Consider the following 17,688-nt stretch of genomic DNA (forward strand, 5'->3'; position numbering starts at 1 on the left):
TATTCGTTACATATTTTAAAGAGTTTTGCAGCCCCCGCCGTCAGTGGTTGCTGACGGCGATCGCCTGGGGATCTCGCAAACTGATCTCCTGGAATTGAATAAAATCTTGTCGGGGATCGGAATGACTGACCCGAATTTCGAGGCGATCGCCGGGTTCAATGCCACGGTTAAACCGCATCGCCAGTTCCAAGCCTAAATCCTCGATCAGAATTAATCCCAGGTTTTCATGCTCCCGCAACCAGCGCAACATCAGGGCTTGCCACACCATTTGGGAATGGCGACGCAGGTACTCTAAGCCCCAATAACGGTTTGTTTGCCGTTCCACTAGGGTGGCTTCCTGCACCGTCGAGCTGATACTCTGAACCAGATCCTTCATTTGATCCAGGGAAAAGGGCAGTAGATCGCCCCGCAGGTGAGCCTTAATCTGGAAATGAGCCAGCAGATCACTGTAACGGCGAATCGGAGACGTTACCTGGGTATAGGTATCTAAGCCGAGACTGGCATGGCGAGCGGGCTGAATGCTGAGTTCACTCCGGGGCATGCAGCGACGAATGGCACAGGCACGCACCGGTCCAGGGGGGAGTTGCAGCAGTTCCCCATCGGAGGGCAGTTCCGGCTGGGGTTGGTTGCGGAAAGGCAGGGGAAGATTATGGGCGCGGCCATAGCGACCGGCCACCTCTCCCGCCAAAATCATCATTTCAGCTACCATCTGCCGCGATAGAGAATCATCCAGGACTTGAATGGTGATCTCGTCATCACAAACCTTAATGGAAGACTCCGGCATATTAATGCTAATCGCCCCTTGGGACTGACGCCAGGTACGTCGGCACTTGGCTCTGGCCGCGATCGCCGCTAATTCCGGCTCCGCCTCAATTCCCAGTTCCAGCATTTCATCGACATCCTCGTAGGTCAGTCGATAGGTGGGCTTAATCAGACTGGCGTGAATCCCATACTCCACTACAGCTCCCTCTGAGTCGAGGATGATGCCAAAACTGAGGGCAAAGCACTCCCGTCCCTGCACCAAACTCATTGGCCCAGTTGCCAACTCCACGGGGAACATGGGAATCATGCCCGTGGGCAGATACAGGGTGGTGCTGCGGCGACGGGCTTCCAGATCCAGGTGATCCCCAGGAGCCAACCAGCGGGTGGGGTCGGCAATATGAATCCACAGCCGTTCCCGACCATCGCTCAAGTATTCCAGACTCAGACCATCATCAATTTCACGGGTACTCTCATCGTCAATCGTGTAGACCTTGAGCGTGGTTAGATCCAGACGCTCAACATTGGAGTCAGGTAGGGATGAATGCAGACGATGATCAGCCAATTCCAGCACCTGTGGAGGAAAGTGAAGCGGGATCTGACTGCGACGCAGAAAGAGATTCTCATGGGGACTCCACAGATCCAGATCTACTAATAACTGGAAGGCGGCCTGGGACGTTTGAGGGCGCTCCAAGGCTGTCAAAAGTTCTAGAGCTGGGGTGCGGTGTGACGCTTCTTCTCCCAGGGTAGCAAACCGCTCCAAAGACTCAATACGAGGACGGAACTTCGCCAAGTCGGACACAATGCCATCAGTTGGTGGCAGCTCGGGGGGAGAGGGGTTGCCGCTGATAGCCCCTGCTGCCGCTGCAATTGTTGACGGATCAGCGCCAAGAATTCCTGCCATTCTTGCTGGCGCTGCTGCTCCATTTCCAGTTGATGCTTGAGTTCTGCAACCTGAACCGCAGAGCGAGGTTCATAGCCCTCCCCTTTTTGCTTAAAGTACAACTTATCGTCCGCCAACAGCACGTGGGCGGCATAGAGCAAGGGGGGGTCCTGTGCTGAAAACAGTAGCAGTGCCAAACTGGTGGGAGTAACAATTTCTCCGGCTTCCACCAGCAATTCCCAGGCCACTTCTAAGGCGGCTGGGTCTAGATAGGGCTGCACCTGCTGCCAAAACTTAGAAAGATCGGCAGGACGATAGAGTTGCCCGGACACCTCATAGGTAATCTGTCGGGGATGAATGGTATGGGATTGACCCCGTTGATCGGTTACAATCCAGTGTTTCTTACCCTCTGGACGCTCGGCAACCGCCAGATGTCGGTCGCTGTGCAGACGAAATTCAATGAGAGTTCCCTTCTCCATTCAGACCTTAAGGGTGCGGTTGCAATAGTTGCCCATCCACTCTATACCCTAGCGTCTAACCCTCTTGGTTAATAAACGGTAATAAAGCCAAGAGGCGAGCCCTTTTAATTGCAGCTGTTAAATCGCGCTGCTGCTTGGCGGTTAAACCAGTGATCCGCCGGGGTAAGATTTTGCCCCGTTCGGTGACGAACTTCCGCAGGAGATCGACATCTTTGTAGTCGATGGGTTCGTCGGGTTTGATCGGGGAAACACGTTGACGGAAGAAGTTAGCCATAGCGAAGTACAACCCAAAACAAGTTCAAGAGATAGACGACGAGGAACGGCGATAGTTAACCAAGATTCCTTAGAACCCTACTTAATTTCTTTGTGAGCCGTGTGCTTATTGCAGTGGGGACAAAACTTCTTCAGTTCTATCCGAGCCGTGGTGTTACGACGGTTCTTGGTGGTGGTATAACGGGAAACACCGGGCGATCGCTTATTGGAATTGCTGCGACACTCGGTACATTCCAGCGTAATGATGATGCGGACGCCCTTAGCCATAGTTTCAGATCGGGGGTGAACTAAATTTTAGACACAAACTTTTATTGTTTCATACGACGGCTCACTTCCGCAACCATCTTTTTTAATTTCAGGTCTAGGGAGTAACCCCGCCGACTGGCTACCACCAGGGTTCCGGCGACGCGATCGTGGAGGGCCTGTCGTTGCAGGGGGTCTACCCAGGCGGGGAGACAGTCGATCACGAGGGGTAGCACCAACAGCATCACCCCGGCGTTGGTGGGGGATAGATTGGTCAGCCCTAGCACCACCAGCAACGCCCCCAACCCAGCAATGCCCTCCCGTTTTGCCAGCTCCAGCAGCCCCGGCCCTCGACCGTAGCGAGTTTCGACCACCTTCATATCCAGTGCCCAACGACCCAAACTTTGGCCCTGGTTCTGGTAAGTCACCAGCACCCGGGCGATCAGCCACACCAGCATAAAAACTGAGGCTCTGGGTCACCTGAACCCCAGGATTGGTGCCGCCGAAGGGGGAACTAATCAGCCAGACCGTCACAAAATCAATGGCAAAGGCCGCTGCGCGGCGGCCCATAGGTACCCTGGGATAGCGATTGGCTACAAGTTCACTCCGCATAACGATGATTGCGACGGATCTCTCCCATCTTAGGGGGTTCAGCGATCGCAGCGGTCACTGTTTTGGAGAAGGTGCGATATCCATCGCTGGCAAGGTTAAGCGCCGACTGCTTCCTTGGCTGCGTACATCACTTCCAGGGTGATCTCATTCATCCCCCGCTCACGGGCAAACTTCTCAGTGTTCCGTTTCACCTTACCGCGCACAAAACCCGGTACTTTATTCAACTCGGCTTGGGCTTCGCGATTCCAGTTGAGGTCAGAACCAGCGGAGATGCCTTTGTGGATCACTTCCTTGGTGTCATGCCCCCCAAAGATCTCTAACAGGTGGTCTTCCATGCCCAGGGTAAAGGAGTTGTAAACCAGATCGGTGAGTTGGTTGGTGCCTTCATACCCCAGGAAGGGCTTGTAGCCAATGGGGAAGTTCTGGATGTGGATGGGGGCAGCAATCACACCGCAGGGAATATTCAGGCGTTTGCCGACATGGCGCTCCATTTGGGTTCCAAAGATGGCTGAGGGTTCTACACGGGCGATCGCATCCCCAACTAGGCCATGATCATCGGTAATCAAGACCTCATCGCAGTACTCACTGACTTCTTGCCGGAACCAGTCGGCATCGTATTTACAGTAGGTGCCCGCCCAAACCACATGGATGCCCATTTCCCGAGCTAACACTTTGGTCATGGCCGCTGCATGGGTATTGTCTCCATACACAACCGCTTTTTTGCCCGTGAGATTTTGGCAGTCAATGGAACGGGAGAACCAAGCTGCCTGGGACACATAGAGGGTTTGGTTGTTGATGTAGTCCTCATAGTTGACATCGGCTCCCTGCTCGTTGATTACCTGCTGAATTTTCCGCAGACAACGGGCGGTCTCAACCACGCCCATGGGGGTAATGTCGATGCAAGGAGTGCCAAACTCCTGGTGCAAATATTCAGCCGTCATTAGACCGATTTCCCGATAGGGCACAAGGTTAAACCAGGCCTGGGGGAGTTTCTTGATTTCGTGAACCGATGCTCCCTCAGGGATGACCGCATTGACTGCAATCCCCAGATCCGCCATCAATCGCTTGAGCTCGGTGCAGTCATGCTGATTGTGGAAGCCCAGAGTGGTCATCCCCAGGATGTTGACGGAAGGCTTGGCAGTTTTGCCCTCCGGGAGTTCCCCTTTCTTGCGCGCTTTTTCAATGTAGTAATGAACGATTTGCTGGAGGGTGCGATCGGCGGCCTGCAACTCGTTGACGCGATAGTGGTTGACATCGGCCAGCATCACATCGCCTTGAGCCTCAATCTGCGCCCGATCCACAAAGTTTTGCAGGTCTTCTTGCAGAATGCTGGAGGTGCAGGTGGGAGTGAGCACAATCAAGTCTGGATGCTCTTCACTATCCTTGCGGGTAATATTATCGACGACTTTTTCTTGGGAACCACGGGCTAAAACGTTGCGATCCACCACACTGGTGGTGACGGGGGTAAAATTCCGCTCCCGTTCCAACATCGAACGCATGACGTTGAAGTAGTCGTCTCCCAGAGGCGCATGCATAATGGCGTGGACGTTTTTAAAGGAGCTGGCAATGCGAAGTGTACCAATGTGGGCGGGACCAGCATACATCCAGTAAGCCAATTTCATAGGGTGCCTCTCTTATGCGGGGTTCGGTCAGGGTCGGGAGCAGGGACAGGGGATGATAATGCCTCTCAATTTTCTCAGACCGAGTCCTCCTATGGGCAACCCTGACCCCGATGGGTTGATGTAGAAAATCGATCCCCAAACTCCTTTGAACCCTTACTGGACAGAGCATACACCACCCCAAATCTAGGGGGACTTCCCCGCCGGACTTGCAATGATTCTTAATGGCTAGAGATATCCTGGGACGCTTATCTAGAGAGGAATTTGGGATATTCATTCCATTCCCTCTATGGCAGCCCCATCATCAGTCACCTGTTCCCAGATTGCTATAATCGCCACGGTTGCCAGGTGTAACACAGGTTGGGATCGGATGAAATATATAGACAATAAATTCCACAGGGCGCTGACCCCGTACCTGTTTTTGTTGCCCGCCTTGTTGGTCTTGAGCCTGACCGTTTTCTGGCCTGGCATTCAGGCGTTTTACCTCAGCTTTACCCGATTTGAATACGACCTCACCCAGGCACCAGAGTGGGTGGGACTGGCGAACTTTCACCGCCTCTGGGGCGATCGCGTCTTTTGGCAAACCCTGGGGAATACCCTGATCTACCTGGTGGGGGTGGTGCCCGTTTTGGTGACCCTACCTTTGGGGTTGGCGATTCTCGTGAACCAAAAACTCCGGGGGATTCGCTGGTTTCGCGCCGCCTACTACACCCCGGTTGTGATTTCCATGGTGGTGGCTGGCATTGCCTGGAGATGGCTCTACGCTGAGAATGGCTTGCTCAACCAATGGCTCCAGGTGCTACCCCTGGGGTTGGGCAGGGATGGCATTCCCTGGCTCACCAGTCCCCGTTGGGCAATCTTTAGTGTCATGGCAGTGACCATCTGGAAAGGATTGGGCTACTACATGGTGATCTATCTGGCGGGCTTGCAATCGATTCCCGCAGATCTCTATGAAGCCGCCGCCATCGATGGTTCCGATGGGGTAGGTCAACACTGGGATATTACCGTGCCACTGATGCGGCCCTACCTGCTCTTAGTGGCAGTGATTTCAGCGATTTCAGCCACAAAGGTGTTTGAAGAGGTCTACATCATGACCCAGGGGGGACCACGCAATAGTTCCAAAACCATTGTCTATTACCTCTACGAACAAGCATTTCAAAATCTAGAAATGAGCTACGCCTGTACCATCGGGCTGGTGCTGTTCTTATTGATTTTAGGGTTATCGATTTTAAACCTCTGGATTTCGGATCGACGGAAGCGACAGGCAGCCTCCTAGGGTTTAGTCATCCGGTGATCGGTACAGGCTTGTTGGGCGATCGCCACTACCTGGGGATAATTCACCTTTCCCTGGACATTCCGGGGGAGGTCGGCAACGGGAATCCAATGTTTGGGATGCTTGAAGCGGCTCAGGCGATCTGCGATCGCTGCCTTGAGGGTAGCAGGTAAAACCCAGGGATCATAGGGGACGTAAACCGCTGCAACCGCCTGTCCCCACGCTGGATCGGCCAGACCCACAACGCAGACATCTTGAACCAGTTGGGTCTCCCGCAGAGCAGCCTCCACCTCCCCTGGAAAAACCCTTCTACCCCTCCGGTGATGATCTTGCTGCTGTTGCGACCGAGAATGTGTAAGCAGCCATCGCCATCGAGCCAGCCCTGATCGTCGGTTTGAAACCCATCACCATGAAAGCCACTGCCAGGAGCATCGGGATAGTAACCCAGCGCCAGGGACGGAGCTTGAATGTCGATGGTTCCAGGTTGGTTGAGCGGGAGTGGCTGACCTGTTGGATCACAGATGCGGACATGGGCATGGGGAAGCACTGACCCACAATGGCTCTGTCCCTGTAAGAAGGCCTGCGGTCGCAGGGTGGCAATCTGGGCAGCGGTTTCCGTCATCCCGTAGGTCAAGGCTAGGGGAATGCCAGAGGCTCTGGCTTGGGTTAGCAACTCCGGCCACGGCGGTGCTCCCCCTAAAAAGACCGTACGAAAACGAGACAGCCAACCTCCGCCCTCTGGATGCCCTAGTAAGCGTTGCAGCTGGGTCGGTACCAAGGAGAGAAAAAAACCCGCTCTGGTTGCAGCCTCCCCGAGGGGTGCCGTGGCGATACTCGCAGCACTATCAAGCAACGGCAGATCCGCAACACCCATGACCATTGCCCCAAAGGGCAACACCACAAACGTCTCCCCCGGTTACCAGCGATCGCAGAAACTGCATCAAACCGCTGACATGGTAAAGGGGCAATACACAACAGGAGTGGATAGTCTCCCCTTGCAGGTGCTGCCTCAACCCCTGAACCGCCGCCATCAGGGTTTCCCAGGTATGGATGGCAAACCGGATGTTGCCGGAAGATCCCCCCGGTGGGGATCAGAATTCTGCACTGGGTTGTAGGAATCGAGACGCTAGAGGCGGCCACCTCCTCTGGGCTGGGCAGATAGTGATGCTCTGCCAACCCCCCAGATGCCATGGGGTTGACTCTGCTCTAACACCCCTTGGAGTTCGCGGGGGGCCCAGTCGGGATTCCCTAAAAACCAGCGTACAATCTACACCTGCAGCAACTGTCAACCCGGCCAGGAAGTTCAGGGGCTCCCGCTCCATCAGCAAAATTCTGGGATGGGGATGCCGAGCTTTCAGATCCCTCAAATGAGCTTGGTGTTGGGCGAGGCAAACCTGAAGGCGATCGCGATCGCAGTTGAGCCAATGCGCCGCTGCCCAGGCTTCCATGTGCTTGAGAGACTCCACCCCACCAGCAAGCATAGAGTTGCTACCTTAGATCGACCTCACAACCATCCCCTAGCCCAATCAGGGTATAGATCCGTTTTTCCAGGTGCTCCACCCTGGCATGATTTTGTGCCTGTTGATGGGACAGCCGTACTTCAACCATGGCTAGGCGTTCTGTCAGGTGGAGGATATTGGCGTGGGCCAGTTCCATGAGGGTTTGATACTTTTCAATACGATCCAGGGCTTTCGTCCCCGCCGCTGTTTGCTGCTCCAATTGCTGCAGCGTCCCGCCCAATTTCCCCTGAATGGCCCGAATGATCCGAAGGGAGCGACGATTTTTGGCTTGTTTGTCCCTGATGCGGCTGAGGCAAAGCGGTGGCAGATCGCGAGTCATAGGGTCGGGGAAACGTTGTTCTTCATTGTGCCATCCCCGTTACCATCAGGATGCACTGTGATCCAAAAAGTTACTGGCGGGGATCATCCCCCCGCTTGGTTCTGACCCTGGGGAGGGTCATGCCAAAATTTCAACCGTCCCCAATTGTCCATCAATGCGAACCCGTTGCCCATCCCGTAACACCTGAGTGGCATGGGGGATGTCCATCACCGCCGGAATCCCATACTCTCGAGCTACGATCGCCCCATGGGACAATCGACCGCCAACCTCGGCAATTAAGCCCCCGGCCCGAGCCAACAGCGGTGCCCACCCAGAATCAGTGTAGGGAACCACAAGGATGATGTGAGACCCCAAACCAGGGACTAGCTGTAGGGTGCGCAAGACCTTGACCTCCCCTTCGCAGCAGCCGGGACTGGCTCCAATCCCCTGGAGGATTTGCAGGGGATGAGCGCTACTGGGACTGGGCACCCGGGGTGCTGCATGGCCATAGATCAGCGGTGGCACCCCAGGGAGTTGGCTGTTTTGTTGCCACTGGTGACGCTGTTGGGCAATGCGATCGCCGAGGGCTGGGATCTGGGGGGCGGGATCAGCGGTGCCCCCCTGTAGGATCTCGTCCCACTCCAGGAAGAAAATATCCCCCGGCTTCTCTAACAGCCCCGCTGCTAGCCAGTGTTGCTCTAGGGCGAGAAAGCTCCAGCGTAATTCTGCCAACAAACGACTGTAAACAACGGTCACCTGCCCTTTGAGATCGACCCGTCTTTGCAGTCGCGGATAGGCCCGTCGTCTCCGTGGGGATCGGGACGGGGGGTCGGGGAGCAAGGCAGAGCTGGACAAATAAATCCAGGGCGATCGCGGGGTCTTCTTTCCAGGTGGGAATGGCAATGTCAGTGCCCACCGGACTGAGATAGCCGTACGCTTGCAGTAGTTGGTGCAGTTGGTCGAGGAGGTGTAGTCCTAAGGCGGTGGTTCCCAGTGCCTGGAGCCCGGTCTCTGTCTGCACTGGGGTGGTTGACAGATGGGTCAGCAAGGGACGGGCTTGATCCGCTAAAGCTTGGAGCGATCGCAGAGCGGCGACTTCTGGGGTTTGCCCCTGATCCAAAGCCGTTTCCGGGGCACGAATCAGGGCTTGGCGCAGAGCCACACTGAGGGGAGCCAAAATGCTGAAGTAGGTTGCGCGTTTAAGCAGTGCTAACAGGGTCTCGATCCGTGCTATCAAGGCATCGACGTTAAGATCTGTGGCTGGCTGGGCAGCTAAGGCTGCTAAGGTGGGCTGAAATTGGTGGCGATCTTGCCGTTGAAAGTCCTTCACCAGTTGTAGTTCTCGCCCCAGTAACCGCAGCAGTCCCGGTAGATTCCCCAAAGTCACCAGTAGGGGGGGACGCGAGAATTTTGCTCCTCGGGTGAGAAACTCTAAACTTTCGGGGGGCAATCCCATACGGCGAAAAATTTGCCCCAGCAGGGAGGCATTGAAATAGGCATGGGAGTCATGGAGGGTGGCCGTGGCTGCAAAGGTTAGATCCTGCGCCCGTTTCCCCAAAACCACCGTGAACAATTCCCCCCAAACTCCACAGGTCAGGGGTTGATTAATCGACCACGTCAGGGGGCGAATGGCACCGGGAATCACTTCCGCGGCAATTTTGCGGGTCCAGATCGGCAGCAGGGTGGTAATCGGTCGCGACTGCAACAGCCACAGGGTTTGTCCGTCAAAGCTCCACTCAATGTCTTGGGGAATACCGTGGTAGTGAACTTCCAGATGGCGAGCCAGGTAGGCAACCTGTTGGATCAGGCGGGGGGGCAGATCCCCCGCACCTTCCAGGGGCAAGGCTCGCTCCTCGGGGAGTAGCCAACTGGACTGGGGTCGTATCTCACCCTCGGGAATATACACCCGATAACATTCCGGTGTCACTTTCCCTGAAACCACCTGACTGGCTGCCCCTGGGAGGGCTTCAATCACCACCGCATCCCCCTGACAGGCAATCGGATCCCGGCTAAAGGCCACCCCTGAAAACACAGCCTCTACCTGTTGCTGAATCAGGATAGCCATTGCATCTTCGGGGAGGTGGCGATCGCGGCGATATTGAATCGCCGCCGGTTGATCGTAGGAAGCGAGACAGCGACCGATTGCGGCCTCCAGTGCTGGAGTATTGGTGACGTTCAGCACTGTGGTGTACTGTCCAGCGGCGGAAGCTACCTCGGAGTCTTCCCCAATGGTGGAGGATCGCACCACTAGGGGGCGCTGTCGGGAGGGTTGCAGAAACCCCATCAGGGGTTCTGGGTCATCCCCCGGTGGGATCACCCAGCCCGCCGGTACAGGGTAGCCCCGCCGCCGCAGTTGGGCCAGGGTTGCAGCCTTTGCGCCCACTCGGTGGGGCGTGAGGGGTTGATCCAGGGAGACGAGGGCGCGATGGCCAGAGGCCGGTCTTTGACCATCGCCGCGAAAAAAGTGAAACATCCCTTGGGAACTGGGCTGTCCCTGGGATGGTTCCAAATCTAAATCATCGGGAATGTGCTGGTAGATCCAGGCCATTAAGACGGCCAGGGCGATCGCCGCCCCAATCTGGGAGAGATCCTGGGGATGGCGTAAAGCCGTGAGCAAGGGAAAGAGGACTAATACCCCCCAGCGTCCCTGGTGGCGCTCCCGCAAAATCGTAAAGCCAATGCCGCCAATCACAAAGGTGAGACCAGCAACCACCGGGTCATAGACCAGATAGCCCCAGACCACATTGGTGGTTCCGGCTCCCCGTCCCATCCAGTAGCGTCCCGTTACCAGAGCCATCAAGGCGATTAACTCCCAGGTGGGGTCAAGGGGGAAAAACTGCCGTGCCAGCAGCACCGTGGCAATTCCCTTGAATGCCTCTGACAGAACTGCTAAGGTTCCGGCCAAGCGCCCCCCGATGGTAAAAGGCTGCGGTCACACTGAGGTTGCCCGTGCCTACCTGGGTCAATTTTTGCTGGGCGATCGCAGCGGTGATCCAGTCAATCAGCGGCAGCCCCCCCGAAGAGTGGGCAGAGAACAAAAATCAGCAGCGCACCCCCCGACCTGGGTCAGTGTGATGGTCATGGCGTTTGTGAAAGTAGGATCCAGCTATCCCCAGGATAGACAACCCACCGAATTTTCTGAACTCCTGAGCGGGGCACTCCTAACGGGGGCGAAGACAGGAGGCGGGGGCTTGCAGCGGCAAGGTAAACCAGAAGGTAACCCCTGCCCCCGCTTGACTCCGCACCCCAATTTCACCGCCATTGGCCGTGATAATTTGCCGACACAAGTACAATTGCATGCCCATGCTGGGACAGTATCGGGTGTTGCCTCCCTGGGTATAGAGTTCAAACAGGCGATCGCAGTCCTCGGCCTCCAGCCCAATGCCATTGTCCGCAAGGGTGCAATGTAACATGCCGCTGGCAACCCACGCTTGCACCGACAACGCTAAACCTGGCGGATTGTGCTTCAGGGCGGTGGTGATTAAGTTCTCAAAGACTCGCTGTAGTTGGGTGGGATCCGTGGTAATCGGGGGGAGGTCAGCTGCGAGGTCATAGCTGACCGTGGCCTGGTTTTTATCAAGGTTGGGCGCTAGCTTGCTGAGCAATTGCGGCAGCCACTCCTGGAGTCTCAGGGGCTGGCACGTCAGGGTCACCCCTTGGAGTTCGCTCCGATGGACATCCAACAGAGAGTTAATCATTAACAGTTGGCGATCGCAGCTCTGGATCATCCGGTCTAACAAGCAACGACTCAGGGGGATGGGATCTTCGGAATGGCGGAGCAAATTCTTCAGCACCATTATGGTGCCCATCACCGGTGTCCGCAGCTCATGGGTCACCGACTGCATAAAGGCTTCCTTCAGTTGATTGAGTTCCTGAAGCTCCTGCACCTTTTGCTGGATTTGGGCGGTGCGGTCTGCCACCTGCTGCTCCAGCGTGGTGTTGAGGGTCTGCACCTGGTGATACAGCTGGGCCTGTTGGGTGGCGATCGCGATCTGAGTCGCTAACTGTTCCAGTAATTCCACCTCTGCGGCTTGCCAATGACGAGGGGCGGAACATTGCTGAGCGACCAGTACCCCATAGAGTTGCTGATCGACAAAACTCGGCACCGCCAAACTGGCTTTAATCTCAAACCGCCGGTAGTAGGAGGTCAGCCAGGGAGAAAACTGCAACTCGGCGATATCGTCGATGGCCTGGGGATGGCGCTGCTCAAACTTGGCTCGGAATTCTCTCAAGGAACATTCATCAGCCACCCAGCCTTTCAACGACATGCGGTCAGGAGCAACGGATTCCGCAACCACCTGCCCCCGAGTCTCCCCCGTCATCTGCCCGATCAAGACCCGATCAGCTTGTAGCAGGTGTCTGACTTCCAACACGGCGGTGTTGAGGATAGTCTCTAGATCGAGGGATTGGCGAATTCGTAAACTCACCTCGGCTAAGAGTCGCGCCCGTTCCGCCGAGGCTTGCAGCAGCAATTCTGAGCGTTTGCGCTCTGTAATGTCGGTGGTGACCGCGAGGATACAGGCAACCCCATTGACATAAATCAGCTCTGCCGACAGCAGGCCAATGAACGTCTCACCGGATTTTGTTCGAAATCGACACTCCAGTTCCTGGACTTCTCTCTGGGTTTGCAATTGTTGTAACAGGCGATGGCCGAAGGCCGGCCTTTGACCCTCACGGGCGGGGGAATCGAGCCAGAGTTGTAACTCGGCAACCGTGTGGCCAATGACTTCAGAACGTTGGTAACCACTGATGCGGAGGAAACTGTGATTGACTTCAATAAACCGCCCTTCTTGAAGGGTTGAAAGGCTTAGGGGGTTGGGACTGGCTCGAAAGGCTTTGGAAAATTTTTCTTCAGAAACCCGCAATGCCTCCAGGGTTTGTTGTTGGGCAATCAGACCCCCCACATTGGCAGCCATGGTCATTAACACCGCTTCTTCATCCCCAGACCATTGGCGATCGCAGTGACAATCATCAAACCCAATAAACCCCCAGAGCACAGGAACCGCCGATGGGGACTGGGACAATTCAGCATAGGATGGATGCTCACCGGGTTGAATCAAGATCGGCACCACCAGGATAGAGCGAATCTCCTGCGCCTCCAGACAAGGTCGCTCTCCAGCAGGAAACTCCCGCACGAGTCCGGCGATGGACTCCCCCGCCGTCAGCTTTTCCAGCCACCGCAATAGACCAGCACCACGATAGCTGAGGTTCTGAAGCTGGGGATTGGGGTGTTGTGCCGTCACAGAGGGCCGTGCCCACTCAAACCGCTGACTCATGGCAGGTTCTGTGGTTTCCGGATGGGGATGGGTCTCAAAGATATACACCCGATCTACCCCTGTGACCTCTCCGAGGATTGCCAATGCCTGGGCGATCGCGCTGTCGAAGTCCTGATGAATCAGCAATTGATTGGTTGCCTGAGCCACACCTTGCAGGAGTGTCGGCTGAACCAAGTAGCACAGATCGGAAACCGGAGGTGGGTTGGGCATTACTTCAAAACATTATCTTGAGTGGGTGAGTCGATTACCTCCATTCTTGAATGGTGATCGTGATCCAGCCAACACCTGATCGGGTTAAACCCAGAGCTGCTCCTAATGAGTCTCTGCCCCCGAGAAGATGCTTGTCAGACGGGGGTGTACGATCCACCTCAAGCCTTGAGCGCTGCCACCAACAACTGAGCAATTTCTCGGAGTTGTTGCTTGTTAAAGGATTCAATTAACACCCGTGCGACCGCCTGGGGTTCTGCGGGAACCGTGAGGGGTTGGGTTGCGGGACTGACCCCTATCGTCCCGGAAGCCGCTGCTAGTTTTTGTAGGCTAGGACTGGGGGCGATCGCCCCAGGATTCTCGGCCAGGAGCAGTTCACTGGCCTGTTTGATTTCTTTAATCAGAATTGGAGCCAGCGTGGGGTAGGGAGTTTGGGAATTTGCCACCGCCCGCTGGATCGTCTGAATCAGCGATCGCCAAGGTTCGACCCCCGGACACAACTGAATCAGGCGATCGCAACACATGACAATTTGCTGTCGTCCCGCAGCGGTCGGTGCTTGCTTGAAGAAGGGCAGGGCTTGCTTAAGAATCTCATTCACCTGGGCAGCAAAATTAGCCCCCACCAGTCGTCTGGCAGGCTCAGGGGTGACTTCTACCCCATTCATCAAAAAGCTGAGGTGGTTTTGCAACTGGGTAAAGATGGGTTCTGATTCTTGGAGTAATTGCTGAGCATCTTCTTCTCGAAAACCAAAGGGACCCTGAATACAGTCAGTCAACTCCCGCAGGGAATCAAAGCCTTTCAAAAATAGGGATTCTAATTTTTGGTCAATGTTGATGGGATGGTCTTTGAGTAATTTGAGGCAATCTTCCAGGTGGTGGGCGGTGCGGTGAATGCCGTCAAACCCCAACATGGCTGCCCCCCCCGTTGACCGAGTGAGCGGCGCGAAACAATTCATTAATCATGTCTGAATCATCCACGGTGGTCTGGAGATCGAGGAATCCTCGTTCGAGCGTGTTGAGGTGTTCCCTGGCTTCCTCAATGAAATAACCGACAATCTGCTGTTGCTTCCCTGACTGCACGGCAATGCTCCTCAAATGCAAGACTTCAAGATCCCAAGCAAGGGCCTTAGCAAGGGGTTCGCCCCTAAGATGCCCAATTCTTCTTTAGATATTAGAACAGTGCTATTAAATCTAAATATGTGGTTGAGATAAAGAATATGCGATCGCTCCCAAATTGGGGAAGGATCAGCCTTGACATTCTGGGTTGATGGGGCAGCGATGGTCTCCCACCGGCCTAGCTCTAGGGGAGCGGCGATGGCGATGATCGCCGCCGGACTGTTAGTACCTAGCAGCGCCGACATCTAGATGTGCCGCGACAGTAAGGACGACCTTTCCAAAAGATCCCCAGCAAGACCCCAAACAGCACTGGGGAGCCTTGACCTAGGATCAACCCTGGTAAGGGCAGCACCCGCACACAGAGCACCAGCAACAAGACACAGAAAAACAATGCCCAGAGACTTGCCGCATTGATCAGAATGGGTTGATAGAGACGTTCTAAGGCATAGACAGCGAGAACACCCATGGCAATGCCGATTCCGAGGACAACTAATGTTCCCAGTCCCGGAGATAACAGCAGCTGAAACATGCGGTGAATGGGGGGTAGATGCTCAAACCCTAAGAACAAGAGAAAGTCGAGGGCAAGGGTCACAACCGTTGTCAGGGCAGCAACTGGCAGCAATTCTTTCCACGGTAACAACTTCAGCCGACGTACTAACGCCATAGGCTCGCTCCTGGACATCATCATGGGAATTATGGAATCACTATAACTGGTACTCGGGGGGAGAAACCGACACACGACCCCTGAGCTGAAAGCCTTCTGGAACTCCTAGAGCTGCCGAACCGTCTGTTGAAATTACTGCCATTTGTGAATAAACATGTTTCACTATCGGTAGGATCTTTTAGGATCTTTCTGAACCGATCCGGTGTCCCTTACGCTGTACTGTTAGTGCAACAGTTATCTGCTGGCTTATGTCGTCATCGAGTGTCCGTTCCAGTCAGGGTACTCTAGAGCGCCTTGCCTTAGAGTCTGAGACCTCCCCCGAACCTACGGCTGCAAATGCAGTTCTCTCTGCTGTTTTGACCTCTGGCATAGCATCGAGCCATGAAACAGACGCAGTTGAACTCCATGCCGAGCATCTGATGGACGAACTCTTCCAGGAGGTGGAGCATGTATTCAGCGAGGGAATGAAACTGCCGTCTCAGGGGGTAAATGGGGCATCTTCCCCGATGTCTGAGCAGCGATCAACAACTCTGCTCTCCATGCAGTCGTTGTCTGCAACCCTAGAAGCGACCACCCCGTCCGATCTGGTTCCCTACAGGAGTCAGCCGACCGCTGCTGTCACCCTTCATGACCCCTACGACTGGATGCCAGTGGAAGCGACAGCGGTTGCCGACCCAACTTTAGGGGTGGGTGCCGATGGGACTGACCCTACGCTGATTCATCCCCACCCCATCTGGCGATCGCTGGATATGCAGCAGCTCTTGCTTGGGGGAGGCATGACTCTGATTGGTTTGGCAGGGATTTGGTTAGCGAGTCAACAGAGTCATCTGGCGGGCACACCCGTCGTCAACGCCGCCGCTTCCCCCCCAAGCCTTGATCTCCCAACCTCCCAGCCCTGGAGGAGATCCCTTTTTTAAACTACTTGCAGCAAGCGCTTTCCCGTCTAGAGCGCACCCAGACAACAACGGCCACGGCTCTGAATCCCAATCGTTCCTTAGGGGTATCGCCACCTGCACCAGGGAATCTAAAAGTGGTAGCACCCACAACGGGGGGCACCAATGACCTTCCGAAGATTCCAGTACCGGCCCTCCCCCCCACCCGCCGAAGGCTCCCCCAGTCAGTGGCTGCCACCCATGACACCATCAACCTCCGCCCCTGCCGCAGTTCCCCTGCCCTCCATTACCCCTGCCCCCATTCAGCCAACCGCAGCGGTGCCCCCCCCGGTTCCGAAGGTGCAGCATATTCTCACGGGGGTATTTGAGTTGGGCAATCAGTCAGCGGCGCTATTTAGCATCAATGGCATCAGTCGGCGCGTCTATGTGGGAGAAACGATTGGCAGCAGTGGTTGGTCTTTAATGCAGGTTGCCAATCAAGAGGTGGTAATTCGGCGCAATCGGGAGGTTTATACCATTGAGATTGGCCAAAAGTTCTAGGATAGGGGTGAATTTTTCGCGGTGGGAGTGCCCAGTATGGGCTTATTTGAAGACCTGAGCCAGTTTCTCGAACGTCGTCTAGAGGAATTTTTACGGGAAAATCCTCACCTCGCGTTACAGGCTTTAGAAGAAAAACTTCGGGAGCAGGAAACCGAAACCCAGGAACTGATAGCGGATCTCAAGCAGCAACAGCAGCAATCCCAGGCGGAGATTCTCGCCATTGCCCAAGAGATCCAGCGCTGGCATACTCGTGTTGATAAAGCCAGGGCTGCGGGTCGAGTTGACTTAGCAGAGGCTGCCCAAGAGCGAGAATCGGCCTTATTGCGGGAGGGCAATCAACGCTGGGGTCAAATGGAGATGTTGGGTGAGCGACTGCGCCAAGCCGAGGAACTCCACCGGAAAATCACAGCCCGCCGCCAAGAGGTGGGGACGAAGGTAGCCCAAGTAGTGGCAAACCAGGCATCAACGGCACAACATCAAGGGGCTGCCTCTAGCTGGGATCGTCCCTTTAACCCCCCTGCACAACCAGCCAGACCCCTTAGAAGAAAAATTTAATCGCTGGGAAACAGAGGATGAACTGGAGCAAATGAAGCGGCGCATGGGCCGATAACTACCCGATTAGACTGACAATAACTGCATCCCTTTGGTGCTCGGATCAAAACGGCGAGGAAAACAGGTTTCCCGATCGTACTTTGCCCCAAAGAGATAGGCTTTCCCCAGGTTTGTCCCCCGCAGATCGGCACCACAGAGGTCGGTACCACCCAAATTGGTGCCCCTGAGATTGGCTTCAAACAAGTCTGCTCCCCTGAGATTGGCATCCGCCAGATTTGCGTCCGCCAGATTCGCCACCATAAGATTGACATCCCGCAGATCCGCAGCCTGAAGCATGGCACCGCCTAAATCTGCTTTCAAGAAATCTCGCTCCCCTGCTTGATATCGCTCCAGCAGTTCTGAGACATCATTGACAGCTCGATAGGGTTGCAGGCGAGACACAGACTAGCCACAGCGATAGCAGTTCCACCCTAGTTATCAC

At 55.3% G+C, this 17,688-nt stretch carries 17 protein-coding genes and 3 pseudogenes; 6 read left to right on the forward strand and 14 right to left on the reverse strand.

The annotated features are described in order from the left end of the window. Positions 1-40 precede the first annotated feature (40 nt). The 5 genes and pseudogenes from DO97_RS01370 to bchB all read right to left on the reverse strand — a co-directional run bounded on the left by DO97_RS01370 (position 41) and on the right by bchB (position 4,871). Positions 41-2,121 (reverse strand): annotated as a pseudogene (locus DO97_RS01370) (ribonuclease catalytic domain-containing protein). A gap of 55 nt (positions 2,122-2,176) precedes the next feature. After that, the gene (gene rpsR, locus DO97_RS01375; RefSeq protein ID WP_036530572.1) at positions 2,177-2,395 is read right to left on the reverse strand and encodes a 30S ribosomal protein S18; all 219 of its coding nucleotides are present in this window, start codon (positions 2,393-2,395) and stop codon (positions 2,177-2,179) included. Positions 2,396-2,472: 77 nt separating this feature from the next. Further along, entirely contained in the window at positions 2,473-2,661 is a 189-nt protein-coding gene (gene rpmG, locus DO97_RS21725) for a 50S ribosomal protein L33 (protein WP_072016314.1), read from the reverse strand. 41 nt (positions 2,662-2,702) lie between these two features. Next, positions 2,703-3,095, reverse strand: coding sequence for an RDD family protein (locus DO97_RS01380; protein ID WP_204368416.1), 393 nt, complete (start codon positions 3,093-3,095; stop codon positions 2,703-2,705). Positions 3,096-3,344: 249 nt separating this feature from the next. Further along, on the reverse strand, positions 3,345-4,871 hold the full coding sequence (gene bchB / locus DO97_RS01385; RefSeq protein WP_036530573.1) for a ferredoxin:protochlorophyllide reductase (ATP-dependent) subunit B: 1,527 nt from the start codon (positions 4,869-4,871) through the stop codon (positions 3,345-3,347). A 367-nt stretch (positions 4,872-5,238) separates the two neighbouring features. On the opposite strand from bchB, the gene DO97_RS01390 reads away from it, so the two are divergent. Continuing rightward, positions 5,239-6,144: a carbohydrate ABC transporter permease gene (locus tag DO97_RS01390; RefSeq protein WP_036530650.1), complete on the forward strand. Its 906-nt coding sequence runs from the start codon at positions 5,239-5,241 to the stop codon at positions 6,142-6,144. Here the strand turns inward: DO97_RS01390 and DO97_RS29985 are convergent. Continuing rightward, on the reverse strand, positions 6,141-6,383 hold the full coding sequence (locus tag DO97_RS29985) for an AMP-binding enzyme (protein WP_193365046.1): 243 nt from the start codon (positions 6,381-6,383) through the stop codon (positions 6,141-6,143). The genes DO97_RS01390 and DO97_RS29985 overlap by 4 nt on opposite strands. Further along, entirely contained in the window at positions 6,275-7,015 is a 741-nt protein-coding gene (locus DO97_RS01395; RefSeq protein ID WP_052128240.1) for an AMP-binding protein, read from the reverse strand. The genes DO97_RS29985 and DO97_RS01395 overlap by 109 nt, the downstream gene beginning before the upstream one ends. Here DO97_RS01395 and DO97_RS23540 point away from each other — a divergent pair. Continuing rightward, complete coding sequence (locus DO97_RS23540) at positions 7,014-7,256, forward strand: hypothetical protein (protein WP_036530574.1); 243 nt, start codon at positions 7,014-7,016, stop codon at positions 7,254-7,256. The two genes, DO97_RS01395 and DO97_RS23540, sit on opposite strands and share 2 nt — an antisense overlap. Positions 7,257-7,629: 373 nt before the next feature. Here the strand turns inward: DO97_RS23540 and DO97_RS01405 are convergent, their stop codons facing one another. From DO97_RS01405 to DO97_RS01430, 6 genes and pseudogenes are all read right to left on the reverse strand, one after another. Beyond that, a complete protein-coding gene (locus DO97_RS01405; protein WP_036530575.1) occupies positions 7,630-7,980 on the reverse strand; it encodes a hypothetical protein in 351 nt (116 codons plus the stop codon). Between the two features lie 117 nt (positions 7,981-8,097). Next, positions 8,098-11,007 (reverse strand): annotated as a pseudogene (locus DO97_RS01410) (glycerol-3-phosphate acyltransferase). A 113-nt stretch (positions 11,008-11,120) separates the two neighbouring features. Further along, positions 11,121-13,445, reverse strand: coding sequence for a GAF domain-containing protein (locus DO97_RS01415; protein ID WP_052128243.1), 2,325 nt, complete (start codon positions 13,443-13,445; stop codon positions 11,121-11,123). 158 nt (positions 13,446-13,603) lie between these two features. Then, positions 13,604-14,353, reverse strand: coding sequence for a histidine kinase (locus tag DO97_RS01420; RefSeq protein WP_239651351.1), 750 nt, complete (start codon positions 14,351-14,353; stop codon positions 13,604-13,606). Further along, positions 14,340-14,522: an Hpt domain-containing protein gene (locus DO97_RS25660; RefSeq protein ID WP_239651352.1), complete on the reverse strand. Its 183-nt coding sequence runs from the start codon at positions 14,520-14,522 to the stop codon at positions 14,340-14,342. The genes DO97_RS01420 and DO97_RS25660 overlap by 14 nt, the downstream gene beginning before the upstream one ends. Before the next feature lie 265 nt (positions 14,523-14,787). Beyond that, positions 14,788-15,222 (reverse strand): hypothetical protein, encoded by a 435-nt coding sequence (locus DO97_RS01430; RefSeq protein WP_036530578.1) that lies wholly within the window; start codon positions 15,220-15,222, stop codon positions 14,788-14,790. Positions 15,223-15,470: 248 nt separating this feature from the next. Here DO97_RS01430 and DO97_RS01435 point away from each other — a divergent pair, with 248 nt between their 5' ends. From DO97_RS01435 to DO97_RS30585, 4 genes and pseudogenes are all read left to right on the forward strand, one after another. After that, complete coding sequence (locus DO97_RS01435; protein WP_036530579.1) at positions 15,471-16,139, forward strand: hypothetical protein; 669 nt, start codon at positions 15,471-15,473, stop codon at positions 16,137-16,139. Positions 16,140-16,280: 141 nt separating this feature from the next. Next, positions 16,281-16,655 (forward strand): hypothetical protein, encoded by a 375-nt coding sequence (locus DO97_RS01440; protein ID WP_036530581.1) that lies wholly within the window; start codon positions 16,281-16,283, stop codon positions 16,653-16,655. A gap of 36 nt (positions 16,656-16,691) precedes the next feature. Further along, positions 16,692-17,210 (forward strand): TIGR04376 family protein, encoded by a 519-nt coding sequence (locus tag DO97_RS01445; RefSeq protein ID WP_239651353.1) that lies wholly within the window; start codon positions 16,692-16,694, stop codon positions 17,208-17,210. After that, positions 17,185-17,265 (forward strand): annotated as a pseudogene (locus DO97_RS30585) (TIGR04376 family protein); the annotation flags it as partial. The gene DO97_RS01445 and the pseudogene DO97_RS30585, both read left to right, overlap by 26 nt. An 8-nt stretch (positions 17,266-17,273) precedes the next feature. On the opposite strand, the gene DO97_RS01450 reads toward DO97_RS30585, so the two are convergent. Continuing rightward, positions 17,274-17,648 (reverse strand): pentapeptide repeat-containing protein, encoded by a 375-nt coding sequence (locus DO97_RS01450; protein WP_036530582.1) that lies wholly within the window; start codon positions 17,646-17,648, stop codon positions 17,274-17,276. Between the last annotated feature and the right edge of the window lie 40 nt (positions 17,649-17,688).

The sequence above is a fragment of the Neosynechococcus sphagnicola sy1 genome (assembly GCF_000775285.1).
Classification (GTDB): Bacteria; Cyanobacteriota; Cyanobacteriia; order Neosynechococcales; family Neosynechococcaceae; genus Neosynechococcus; species Neosynechococcus sphagnicola.

Bases quoted from the DNA above. Each gene is read 5' to 3' on its own strand.
- DO97_RS23540 (WP_036530574.1), top strand. From the start codon at position 7,014: ATGACCATTGCCCCAAAGGGCAACACCACAAACGTCTCCCCCGGTTAC.
- DO97_RS01380 (WP_204368416.1), bottom strand. From the start codon at position 3,095: ATGCTGGTGTGGCTGATCGCCCGGGTGCTGGTGACTTACCAGAACCAG.
- DO97_RS01395 (WP_052128240.1), bottom strand. From the start codon at position 7,015: ATGGGTGTTGCGGATCTGCCGTTGCTTGATAGTGCTGCGAGTATCGCC.
- bchB (WP_036530573.1), bottom strand. From the start codon at position 4,871: ATGAAATTGGCTTACTGGATGTATGCTGGTCCCGCCCACATTGGTACA.
- rpmG (WP_072016314.1), bottom strand. From the start codon at position 2,661: ATGGCTAAGGGCGTCCGCATCATCATTACGCTGGAATGTACCGAGTGT.
- DO97_RS01440 (WP_036530581.1), top strand. From the start codon at position 16,281: ATGACCTTCCGAAGATTCCAGTACCGGCCCTCCCCCCCACCCGCCGAA.
- DO97_RS01445 (WP_239651353.1), top strand. From the start codon at position 16,692: ATGGGCTTATTTGAAGACCTGAGCCAGTTTCTCGAACGTCGTCTAGAG.
- rpsR (WP_036530572.1), bottom strand. From the start codon at position 2,395: ATGGCTAACTTCTTCCGTCAACGTGTTTCCCCGATCAAACCCGACGAA.
- DO97_RS01435 (WP_036530579.1), top strand. From the start codon at position 15,471: ATGTCGTCATCGAGTGTCCGTTCCAGTCAGGGTACTCTAGAGCGCCTT.
- DO97_RS01405 (WP_036530575.1), bottom strand. From the start codon at position 7,980: ATGACTCGCGATCTGCCACCGCTTTGCCTCAGCCGCATCAGGGACAAA.
- DO97_RS01420 (WP_239651351.1), bottom strand. From the start codon at position 14,353: ATGTTGGGGTTTGACGGCATTCACCGCACCGCCCACCACCTGGAAGAT.
- DO97_RS01415 (WP_052128243.1), bottom strand. From the start codon at position 13,445: ATGCCCAACCCACCTCCGGTTTCCGATCTGTGCTACTTGGTTCAGCCG.
- DO97_RS01430 (WP_036530578.1), bottom strand. From the start codon at position 15,222: ATGGCGTTAGTACGTCGGCTGAAGTTGTTACCGTGGAAAGAATTGCTG.
- DO97_RS01390 (WP_036530650.1), top strand. From the start codon at position 5,239: ATGAAATATATAGACAATAAATTCCACAGGGCGCTGACCCCGTACCTG.